Genomic DNA, 11,749 nt, shown 5'->3' on the forward strand with positions numbered 1-11,749 from the left:
CACCGTCCGATTGGACAGATAAAATATTCACTAATTTAATTCAACCAACAGGTTTAGAGCAGTTTATATCTTAACAAATAGTTTTCATAATCCGAATTAGCGGCATATATATCCATTTTCTTCATCCACCACATAATAGAAGGGAACAATATCAAATGTATATTTAACAATAGCACGACCAGCATAATCATACACTTCCATTGTTCTATTCGAATAATCTCCATTTTCTTCTTTATGACCAATATAAATGACATAAAAATATTTTTTTCCGGTGTAAATATTTAAATACTGACGTTCTATATCCGGATTTCCAGGTTTCACTTGAGGATATTCTTTATTATCATTTATTCGCTTTCGTAAATTCAAGTTTTTCACATCATAAATATCTATTTGCTTTTTATATACATATGGATAAACAACAAACGAATCGTTCGCTGCAATAAGTCCCCGATTGGAATAATAGTAAGATTCATGATGTTCATCTTTCACTAATTCTATTTCTTTCTCTATCTTTTTGCTATTCAAATTATATTTTTTAATTGACAATTCTTCTGTATTATAATAAAGCAATAAAGAATCACCAATGATATTCATACAATTATATTCAGAACCCTTTAATGGATATTCATCTATAAATGAGAAATGTCCATCCGGTTCTATTTTTATTTTCTTAATTGACATATAAGAATACCCTCTCACATACAAATAATCATCTGCCAATGTGTGACAAAATGTTGCATACGTTTGAATCTTGTCAGGGCCATCCCCCTTAGCTCCTTCCAACCGTTTAAAAGTTAATGAAGGAATTTCATACAAAAACAATGCTGTATCTGCTTTATAACTGGATATAATGAAATAATTTCCAGATTTAGTTACCCAATCAGCAGAAAACACTTCGTTAATAGGAATCTTTTCAGCAAGCAATCTTTTTGTTTCGAGAAACCCTGTTCCATCCACACGAGGATGAACGCAAGCTGTGAGGAATCCAAATAATAAATATACTAATAATTTATATTTCATACGGCTCTGAATTAAATATAATTTTCATCTATGACATTACAAGAGCATATCCCAAACATTACAAAAATACATACACATAACCTTGCCTTCATGTTTATCACTATTGATTTAAGAGTTACACAACTTATTCTAAAAAACGTATGTACAACACCGTTACGTATATAAATACACCCAAACAGCCTATATCCTAAAGAAACAAGCATTTATTTGCAATATTTTAAATCCATTCACATACAGCAATTATACTATCCGATTGACGAACATAAACTAACGTCAATTCGATATAATTCAAAACAACGCAAAAAGGAATAAAGAATGATGGAGATACAGCGATAATGGCTGCTTACCTTAAAAGGACTTACATTCAGCCTATCGGTTAGCGGAGAATTGCCTACGATTTAATTTTCCGTTGCCTACAGACTAACGGTCGGGATGCATAAATTTATTCGTCTGACTATAGTTAAACTTGCGTCTGACTGTAGTGTTTCTTTCGTCTGACTATAGTCAGACGAAAAGACCACTATAGTCAGACGAATAAATTTCAGTAAGAAAACCGACAGACATTTGCATTGCAGCCGACAGACCATCGCAGGAAAAAGATTAGTTTTATAGAAGGCTCATGCGTGTGTATGCAACATTTTCGGCGGATTACTTCCATCCTCCGCCAAGCGCCTTATATAGCTGTACAACCGCTATCAACTCATCACGAATCGCATTACTCAGCCCAATCTGTGCATCAAAGTATCCGCGCTGGGCATCCAGTACATCCAGGTAATTAATCACTCCATTGATATACTGAAGTTGCGCAAGATCCATATAACTCTTTGCCGAACGTTCCAATTTGGCACGAAGTTCATATACCTCTTTTATCTTATTAAAGTTCACGATAGCATTGCGTGTCTCCTTGAAGGCTTGCAATACGGATTTTTCATAACTATGCACTTCGGCTTCATAGGCAGCTTTCTTTGCCTTCAGTGCCGCCCTGTTCTTTCCCCATCCAAAGATAGGAGTAAGCAAAGCGCTTTCCATAATGGCATAAGGAGATTTCAAGAGACTGGACAGAGAGGTGCTTTCCGTACCAAAACCACCCGTCAGTGCCAAACGCGGGAACATATTCGTATGTGCCACTCCTACTTTGGCATTGGTAGCAATCAGTTTCTGCTCTGCTTGGCGAATGTCGGGACGGCGTTCCAACAAAGTGGACGGCAAACCTACCGGCAACGTTTGAGGAGAGTTGAACTCTTGAAGCAACCGTGAACGCGCTATCCTGTTTGGGTATTCGCCTGCAAGAAAGGCTATGTCGTTTTCTTTCAGAGATATCTTACGCTCCAAGTCAGGCACTAAAGTTGCCGTGCGGGCAAGCTCCACTTGCGACTGGCGATAGGATGTTTCCGAAGTCAACCCACCCTCAAAACGGATGCGTGCCAAGCGGACACCTTCTTCACGGGCTTTCAATGTCTGCTTTACGATATCCAGTTCCGTATCCAAAGCTACCAATTCATAATATGCTTGCGCCACTTCGGACACGATGGTCATCCGAAGTGCCCGTTGCGCTTCTACAGTCTGCAAGTATTCGGCAATACTGGCTGAACGCGCCCAACGTAAGTTCCCCCAAAGGTCGAGTTCCCACGAAACAAGGAATTGTGCTTCGAAAGTCTCCGATTTTCTGAAAGCGTCTCCTCCGTGGTTCTCCAGTTCACGTTCGGCCGTCACTTTTCCTTTAATATCCGGCAACAATGCTGCGGTGGAGATGCGTTTCTGTGCCGCCATTTCTTTGACACGGGCAGCCGCCACCAACATATCTTTGTTGTGTTCCAACGAACGCTCTATCAAATTACGCAGCGTTGCATCCGTATAAATATCTTTCCAGTCAAGGTCGCCGAAACTTGCGGAGTCCTGATGCTGAGCCAAGCTATCGGGCAGATGAAGGTCGGGACGGACATAACTCTTTCCTACCTTGCAGGAGGTCAAGACTCCTGCAAGCAATAAGGCAACTATATATAAATTCTTTCGTTTCATCACTTCTTATGTTTTAAGATTTTCGACTTAGTTTTATACACCATTACAAAGAAGAACGGCACGAGAATGATACCGAATATAATGGCAAATATCATTCCGAAAAAGACACCTGTTCCAATCGCCTGACGGCTTGCCGAACCGGGACCGCTTGCCAACACCATCGGCAACATACCGAGAACGAATGCAAGAGACGTCATCAGGATAGGACGGAAACGTAATCTTGCGGCATAGATGGCAGACTGTATCAGGTCTTCCCCTTTGTCTACCTGCACTTTGGCAAATTCCACAATCAGAATGGCATTCTTGGCGGCAAGTCCCACTAACATCACGAGACCAATCTGAAAATACACATCGTTCTCCAAACCGCAAATCCAAACTCCTAAGTAAGCACCCAAAGCGGCAACCGGCAGAGACAGCAACACGGCAATAGGAACTGTCCAACTCTCATACTGCGCAGCAAGGAAAAGGAATACGAACAGGAATACCAGCGCCATCACCATACCGGTCTGACCCCCTGCCATTTTCTCCTGATAAGAGAGTCCGCTCCATTCCAAGCCTATATTGTCGGGAAGGTGGTCGCGTGCAATCTGCTCCATGATTTCCATTGCCTGTCCGGAGCTGTATCCCTGTGCGGCCGCACCGCGAATGACGGCAGTGGTGAACATATTGAAACGCTTGATACTGCCCGGTCCTGTGGTATAGGAAGCATTGCCCAACGATGTCAATGGCACCATCGCTCCGTTGGACGCTTTCACAAAGAACAAGTTGATGTTATCTTTATGCTCGCGATAAGGAGCCTCAGCCTGAATATATACCTTATATATACGGTTGAACATATTGAAATCGTTCACATAGACCGAACCGGTATAGGCTTTCATCGTTGAGAACACATCGGCAAGCGGTACACCCAGCATCTTCACCTTGTCACGGTCGACATCAAAATAGAGTTGCGGTATCTCCGATTGCAGCGACGAGGACAAGCCTGTCAGTTCTTTATGTTTGGATGCATAATACATCAATGTGTCCGCCGCATCTACCAGGTTATCGAAGGTTGCTTCTCCACGGGCTTCCAACTGCATTTCAAAACCTCCCGAAGTACCCAATCCCGGTATCACCGGCGGAGTGGAGAGATAAACCTTACACTCCGGATATTCACGGAAATGTTTCTCGACCGTATCCATAATCTTTTCAATGGTAGTGTTCTTGCGCTCTTCCCAGGGTTTGAGGATGACCGTCAGTTCCGCCCGTCCCTGGCTACTGCCTACACGCGGACTGCTTCCTGTGACATTCTGAATATATTCGACATAGGGATTCTTTGCCAGGTAAGCGACAGCACGGTCGGTTACGACACGTGTACGCTCCAGCGTAGCTCCTTCGGGCAATTCGAGTTCTACTTTAAAGTATCCCTGGTCTTCGATGGGTAAGAAGCTGGTCGGGATTATACGGTGAATCAACAGAATAGCAATCAGCACCATTCCAAAAGCACTCAGCACGCGACGGGGATGTTTGATGGTACGGGTTACGGCAGCCACATATTTATTGCTACCGAGTCCCAGCCATTCATTGATTTTCCGGAAAACAATGTTCTTCTTCTTTCCGTTATCCGGCTTCAAAATCAAAGAACACATCACGGGGCTCAATGTCAGCGCCACTACTGTGGAGATAAGTACGGAAACTACAATCGTCACTGTAAACTGGCGATATAACTGTCCTGTAATACCACTCAGAAAACTAACCGGAACGAATACTGCCGCCAGTACCAATGAAGTGGCAATCAAAGCACTTGCCAATCCGTTCATCGCTTTCTTGGTGGCTTCATAGGGAGTGAGTTTCTCTGTCTCCATGATATGCTCCACCCCTTCCACCACTACAATGGCATCATCCACAACGATACCGATGGCGAGAATCAACCCAAGCAAAGTCAATATATTGAGCGAAAAACCGAAAATAAGCATAAACCCGAAAGTACCAATCAACGAAATGGGCACTGCCACCACCGGAATCAACGTTGCACGCCAGCTCTGCAAAGAAAGAAAGACTACAAGTACTACGAGCACCAATGCTTCAAACAACGTTTTATATACCTCGTGTATGGATTCGGAAATATAGGTCGTCATATCGAACGGAATCTCATAACTCAGCCCTTCGGGAAAGTTTTTGCTGATTTCGTTCATCGCTTCCTTCACCCTGTCGGCAACTTCCATTGCATTGGCACCCGGAAGCATATAAATACCAAGTACGGCAGCATTCTCGCCGTTGATTCCACTCTCCGTCGTATAAGAAGAGGCTTCGAGCGACACACGCGCCACATCCTTCAGCCGAATGATGGAACCGTTCGTATTGGCACGCACCACGATATCTTCAAACTGTCCTACAGTAGAAAGGCGTCCTTGTGTAGTGATGGGAATCGTGATATCCAATCCCTGCACCGGCTGTTGCCCCAATACACCGGCTGCCGACTCACGGTTCTGGTCTTTCAACGCATTCTGCAAATCCTGTACGGTCAGCCCGAAGTTTGCCAATTTATCAGGCTGTACCCATATCTGCATGGCGTAGTAACGGCTACCGATGTTTGAAACACGTCCCACACCGGGGATACGGCGAATCACGTCGAGCACGTTGATGGTAGCAAAGTTACTCAAATAAATTTCATCGAATTTAGGGTCGGTGGAGGTCAGACATAGCGTCATCAACTGGCTGGGAGCCTGCTTCTCTACCGAAATGCCGTTCTGAATCACTTCTGCCGGCAAGCGGGATTCTGCCAACTTCACACGGTTCTGAATCTCGACTGCCGCCAAATCGGGGTCGGCAGAAACATCGAACGTGACGGTTGCCGAAAAGCCTCCGGAGTTGGAACTGGTCGACTCCATATACAACATCCCCGGCGTACCGTTGATTTCCTGTTCAATCGGGGTTGCCACCGCCTGCGAAACGGTAAGCGCGCTCGCTCCCGGATAAGAAGCACTAATCTTCACCACCGGAGGTGTAATCTGCGGATATTGGTCAACCGGAAGCATCGTCAAACCAATAATACCGACAATTACAATAACGATGGAGATTACGGCCGAAAAGACCGGTCTGTCTATAAAAAAAGTAACTTTCATCGCTTATTCTCCTTTCGTACCCTCTTTCTCTTCGGCGGATTTTTCTTCCACCTCGAAAAGTTCTTTATTGACTGTTGTTGTACTATCTTCCCGCACTTCGGTATCCGGTTGGGTTATACGTACTTTCATTCCCGGTGTGAGTTTATGGAATCCCTCTACAACCACCATTTCGCCTTGTGCCACTCCTCTTTCGACTACGACGTTATTTCCGACCTCCGGACCCAGTTCTATAAAACGTTTCTCTACCGTGTCGTCTTTGCGCATCGTATAGATATAGGCTCCACCTTTCTCGATGGTAACCGCCTTCATCGGGACAACAAGCGCACCTTCGTGCACGTCCAACAGCAGTTTCACCTTCGTAAACTGTCCCGGCAGCAATACTTGTTTCGGATTAGGCATTTCCGCACGCACAGAGAAAGTACCTGTTTGCGGGTCTACCTGGGGTTCGGCAAAGTCAACATAACCTTTATACGGATAAACGGTATTGTCTGCCAAAGTAATGGTAATATTAGGTTGCCAGGAACGGGTAAGGTCTTGCTGTCCCAAGTTGATATTTCTCTCCTTGCTTTTCAGGTAATCAAGTGCCGTCATACTAAAATCCACCAACACTGTGTCGCTTTTCACAATCGTAGCAAGCAATGATTTCCCACCGGGACCGACCAATGTTCCCAAGTCCACATTTCTTTCGCTAATGTGTCCCGACAACGGGGAGCGAACAATGGTATAACCCAATTCAAGCTCGGCCTGTGCCAAGTCTGCTTCGCTCATCGCTACGGTTGCCTGGGCACTCTCGTAGGCGGCTTCCGCATTATCCAAATCCAACTGGCTCGCTGCATTTTGCTCAAACAACGGACGAATACGTTTCAAATCACGGTCTGCCTTCAAGGCCTGTGCCTCGTCTTTTTTCAACTGCGCCCTTGCCTTATCTGCCTTAGCGCGATATTGGTCTTGATTGATGACAAATAAAACCTGGTTCTTATTCACATACGTACCCTCGGCAAAAAGCATATTTTCCAGATAGCCTTCGACACGTGCACGTACTTCGACAAACTGTTGGGCACGGATACGTCCTACGTATTCCCCATATATTTCTACATCGTCCTTCACTACCGGTTCAACAATCACAGTCGGCATTTCCGGCTCAGCCTTCTGAGGTCGGGTCAATATCCAATACACTCCCAATACAACCACCATACAGATAACAGTAGCAATGGCTCTCTTTCTCCTCAGTTTCAACTCATGTTTCGAAAAGAATACTCTCATATCGAATCTAAATTATTAAATTTAACTTATGTTTGTTCTATATCCTTTTAGGCAATTCGCGTGCCAAAACTCACTAATCGCTCATTACAGGCAACTTAGCTCATCGCATTCTCTTTGTACCGGACTGTGGAATGTGGAATTTGCCGTGTGAAGTGTAGAAATTATCCACAATTCTGTTTCTCGGAACATTTTTTCTACTTCTTATCTCAACAACTAAACAAATTATGCCCTACATTTGTATTTGTAAAAACAACATATCAGACCATGTCCTAATGAAAAAACAATTTTTTCGAACATTAGTTCTATCAACCTGCATCATTTTATTGCCTTTTTCATTGTATTCTCAGGAACAACGCAAAAAGGTGGGAGTCGTTTTGAGTGGCGGCGGTGCCAAAGGAATGGCGCACATCAAAGCATTAAAAGTAATCGAAGAAGCCGGCCTACCCATTGATTATATAGCTGGAACCAGTATGGGAGCCATTGTAGGCGGACTTTACGCCATCGGCTATACAACGGAACAACTGGACAGCATGGTACGCAAACAAGATTGGACATTCCTGCTCAGCGACCGTGTGAAACGAAGTTCCCTGTCACTCGCCGACAGAGAGCGCTCTGAAAAATATGTCATCTCCATACCTTTCAACAAAACTCCCAAAGAGGTGGTTCCGGGAGGAATCATGAAAGGACAGAACCTTGCAAACCTATTCTCCGACCTGACGATGGGGTATCACGACTCTATCGACTTCAATAAGTTGCCCACTCCATTCGCCTGTGTGGCGGCGGATATTGTAGACGGGAAACAAATCATATTCCGGAAAGGAATACTTTCTACCGCCATGCGCGCCAGTATGGCAATTCCCGGCGTATTCACCCCGGTACGGCAGGACAGTATGGTGTTGGTGGACGGTGGCGTCGTCAACAACTATCCGGCAGATGTAGTAAAGGCAATGGGAGCCGATGTCATTATCGGAGTAGATGTGCAGAATGCCTTGAAACCGGCAAACAAACTAAACAACGTTCCTGACATTTTAGGACAGATTGTAGACATCACCTGCCAAGCAAACCATGAAAAGAATGTAAGTCTCACAGACACTTATATTCGTGTGAACGTAGACGGATATTCTTCCGCCAGCTTCACCCCCGCCGCCATAGACACCCTGATGAGAAGAGGCGAAGAGGCAGCAAGAGCACAATGGAACTCCCTGATTGCCCTGAAAAAGAAAATAGGAATTGCAGACGATTACAAGCCTAAACAGCACGGGCCTTACTCTTCCCTCTCCCATATCCGCACCATCTACGTGACGGATATCTCATTCGTCGGTGTGGAAGCTGACGACAAAAAGTGGCTGATGAAGAAATGCAACCTGAAAGAGAACAGCAATATCTCTACACAACAGATAGAACAAGCGCTGTTTCTCTTGCGCGGAAGCCAGTCTTATTCCAATGCCAGCTATACATTGGCAGAAACTCCCGATGGGTATCACCTCAACTTCCTGCTTCAAGAGAAATATGAAAAAAGAATCAACTTAGGTATCCGTTTCGATTCGGAAGAGATTGCGTCCCTGCTGCTCAATGCCACGGCAGAACTCAAAACCCACGTTCCTTCGCGACTGTCTCTCACCGGACGATTGGGAAAACGATATGCCGCCCGCATAGACTACACACTCGAACCGATACAACAGCGCAATTTCAACTTCTCGTATATGTTCCAATACAACGACATCAACATTTACGAAGAGGGTGCACGCGCCTATAATACTACTTATAAGTATCACTTTGCCGAGTTCGGTTTCTCGGATGTGTGGTACAAGAACTTCCGCTTCGGTCTCGGACTCCGTTTCGAGTATTACAAGTATAAGGATTTCCTTTTCAAAAAACCTGAATTCGCCGGGCTTGACGTGGAGTCGGAACATTTCTTAAGCTACTTCGCACAAGTAGAATACAATACGTACGACAAGGGATATTTCCCCGCCAAAGGTAGCGACTTCAGAGCCGCCTACTCGGTCTATACGGATAATATGGCACAATACAACGACCATGCTCCGTTCTCCGCATTGAGTGCTTCTTGGGCAAGTGTCATCCCCGTCACCCGCCGTTTTTCCGTCATTCCTTCCATTTACGGACGCGTCTTGATTGGGAAAGATTTCCCTTATCCGCTTCAAAACGCGATTGGCGGCGATGTAGCCGGTTTTTATATTCCGCAGCAGTTACCCTTTGCCGGAGTCAACAATCTGGAGCTAATGGACCATACCATCCTGATTGCATCACTCAAATTCAGACAACGCATGGGAGCCATCCATTATCTCACCCTGACCGGGAACTACGGACTGACGGAAAGCAACTTTTTTGACGTGCTGAAAGGCAAGCAATTGTTTGGCGTCAGTGCGGGTTACGGAATCAACAGCATCTTCGGACCGTTGGAGATATCATTGGGATACTCCAATCGGACGGATAAGGGAAGTTGTTTTGTAAATTTCGGCTATTATTTCTAATCAGGAAACGGGAAAAGGCACGAAGATAAAGGTAAGAATCACGTTTTTTCCACTAATTATTCGCCCGAATCAAAGAAAGTAGCTATCTTTACCGCAGGTATTTTTCATTATTCACCATTAAATATAAAAATTATGGCAAGTAGAAAAGAGTTAAAAAAGAACGTAAACTATATCGCAGGAGAATTATTCACCGAGTGTTTGGTCAACAGTATGTTTATCCCTGGAACCGATAAGGCTAAAGCCGACGAGTTGATGACTGAAATCTTGAAAATGCAAGACGAGTTTATAAGCCGCATCAGCCATACGGAACCGGGAAATGTGAAAGGTTTTTATAAGAAATTCCGTGCAGACTTTAATGCAAAGGTAAACGAGATTGTCGAAGCTATCGGAAAATTGAACTAAAGGCAGAATGAAGAAAGCAATTTACAGCTTTATCTATTACCGTCTGTTGGGATGGAAAACAAACGTTACGGTACCCAATTATGATAAATGCGTGATATGTGCCGCCCCACACACTACGAACTTAGACCTATTCATCGGGAAACTGTTCTATGGAGCTTTAGGCAGAAAGACAAGTTTCATGATGAAGAAAGACTGGTTCTTCTTTCCATTGGGAATATTTTTCAAGGCAGTCGGAGGGATTCCGGTAGATCGTAGCCGGAAAACTTCGTTAGTTGACCAGATGGCAAATCACTTCAAGCAATGCAAGAAGTTTCATCTCGCCATTACCCCCGAAGGCACCCGGAAAGCAAACCCCAACTGGAAAAAAGGGTTTTATTACATCGCACTTAAGGCACAAGTCCCCATTGTCCTGATTGGCATCGACTACGAGAAGAAAACCATTACGGCTACAAAATCCGTAATCCCCTCGGGCGATATTGATAAAGACATGAGAGAAATCAAGCTTTACTTCAAGGACTTCAAAGGAAAATATCCTGAAAAATTTACCCTTGGCGAACTTTAAAATTACTCACGTTAATCGCTAAACTACGTGGAATCCATTCGTATTTCCATAGTACAGACCGACATCGTTTGGGAAGATAAACAAAAGAATCTCCGTTTGCTCCGCGAAAAGCTGCAAAGCCTTCGCGGAACAACGGAGATTGTTGTTTTACCGGAAATGTTCTCCACCGGGTTCAGTATGCAAAGCCATACGCTTGCCGAGCCAAACACAGGAGAGACGATATCGACCCTCAAGCATTGGGCTGCACAGTTCCAACTTGCGCTATGCGGCAGTCACATAGCATCAGACAACGGACAGTTCTACAACCGTGCCTTCTTTCTGACGCCCGAAGGAGAAGAATTTTATTACGACAAACGGCATTTGTTCCGCATGGGACAGGAAACCGAACATTTCTCGGCGGGCAACACCCGGCTTATCATTCCCTACCGAGGGTGGAACATCTGCCTGCTTATCTGTTACGACCTCCGTTTTCCGGTATGGAGCCGGAACATACAGAACGAATACGACCTATTGATATATGTAGCCAACTGGCCCTCCTCCCGACGGTTGGTATGGGATACCCTGCTTTGCGCCCGTGCACTTGAGAATCAGTGCTATGTATGCGGCGTCAACAGGACAGGAAGCGACGGCTATCACTTGGAATACAACGGAGGCAGTAAGATTTACTCGGCTTTTGGCAAAGAAACGGCTTCTCTGCCCGACGGGCAAGAGGGAATAGCTACGGCAGTACTCAGCCTTTCTTCTCTCCGTCAATTCAGAGAAAAATTTCCAGTATGGAAAGAAGCCGATGCATTTCACCTATAGGACAGGCTACAAAACAAATGTTAAAAACAGATTGAAACCACAACAATACCAGGAAGCAAATGGTTAATGATATAGACTTCTTT

At 44.8% G+C, this 11,749-nt stretch carries 8 protein-coding genes; 4 read left to right on the forward strand and 4 right to left on the reverse strand.

The window, feature by feature from the left end; genetic code table 11:
• Positions 1 to 96: 96 nt before the first annotated feature.
• The 4 genes from QZ331_RS10955 to QZ331_RS10970 form a co-directional block, all read right to left on the reverse strand.
• Positions 97 to 1,020: a BF3164 family lipoprotein gene (locus QZ331_RS10955; protein ID WP_294630187.1), complete on the reverse strand. Its 924-nt coding sequence runs from the start codon at positions 1,018 to 1,020 to the stop codon at positions 97 to 99.
• Positions 1,021 to 1,668: 648 nt separating this feature from the next.
• Complete coding sequence (locus QZ331_RS10960) at positions 1,669 to 3,039, reverse strand: efflux transporter outer membrane subunit (RefSeq protein WP_294630189.1); 1,371 nt, start codon at positions 3,037 to 3,039, stop codon at positions 1,669 to 1,671.
• The gene (locus QZ331_RS10965; protein WP_294630190.1) at positions 3,039 to 6,143 is read right to left on the reverse strand and encodes a multidrug efflux RND transporter permease subunit; all 3,105 of its coding nucleotides are present in this window, start codon (positions 6,141 to 6,143) and stop codon (positions 3,039 to 3,041) included. Before QZ331_RS10965 ends, QZ331_RS10960 begins: the two co-directional genes overlap by 1 nt.
• 3 nt (positions 6,144 to 6,146) lie before the next feature.
• Complete coding sequence (locus tag QZ331_RS10970) at positions 6,147 to 7,406, reverse strand: efflux RND transporter periplasmic adaptor subunit (protein WP_294630192.1); 1,260 nt, start codon at positions 7,404 to 7,406, stop codon at positions 6,147 to 6,149.
• A gap of 272 nt (positions 7,407 to 7,678) precedes the next feature.
• Here QZ331_RS10970 and QZ331_RS10975 point away from each other — a divergent pair, with 272 nt between their 5' ends.
• The 4 genes from QZ331_RS10975 to QZ331_RS10990 all read left to right on the forward strand — a co-directional run bounded on the left by QZ331_RS10975 (position 7,679) and on the right by QZ331_RS10990 (position 11,666).
• Complete coding sequence (locus QZ331_RS10975; protein ID WP_294630193.1) at positions 7,679 to 9,898, forward strand: patatin-like phospholipase family protein; 2,220 nt, start codon at positions 7,679 to 7,681, stop codon at positions 9,896 to 9,898.
• Positions 9,899 to 10,030: 132 nt separating this feature from the next.
• Positions 10,031 to 10,300 carry a hypothetical protein gene (locus QZ331_RS10980; protein WP_294630195.1) on the forward strand — a complete coding sequence of 90 codons (270 nt, stop codon included), beginning with the start codon at positions 10,031 to 10,033 and terminating at the stop codon, positions 10,298 to 10,300.
• 7 nt (positions 10,301 to 10,307) lie between these two features.
• Entirely contained in the window at positions 10,308 to 10,862 is a 555-nt protein-coding gene (locus QZ331_RS10985) for a 1-acyl-sn-glycerol-3-phosphate acyltransferase (RefSeq protein ID WP_294630197.1), read from the forward strand.
• A gap of 27 nt (positions 10,863 to 10,889) precedes the next feature.
• A complete protein-coding gene (locus QZ331_RS10990) occupies positions 10,890 to 11,666 on the forward strand; it encodes an amidohydrolase (RefSeq protein WP_294630198.1) in 777 nt (258 codons plus the stop codon).
• Positions 11,667 to 11,749 lie beyond the last annotated feature (83 nt).

It is taken from the genome of uncultured Bacteroides sp., from assembly GCF_910586915.1.
Classification (GTDB): Bacteria; Bacteroidota; Bacteroidia; order Bacteroidales; family Bacteroidaceae; genus Bacteroides.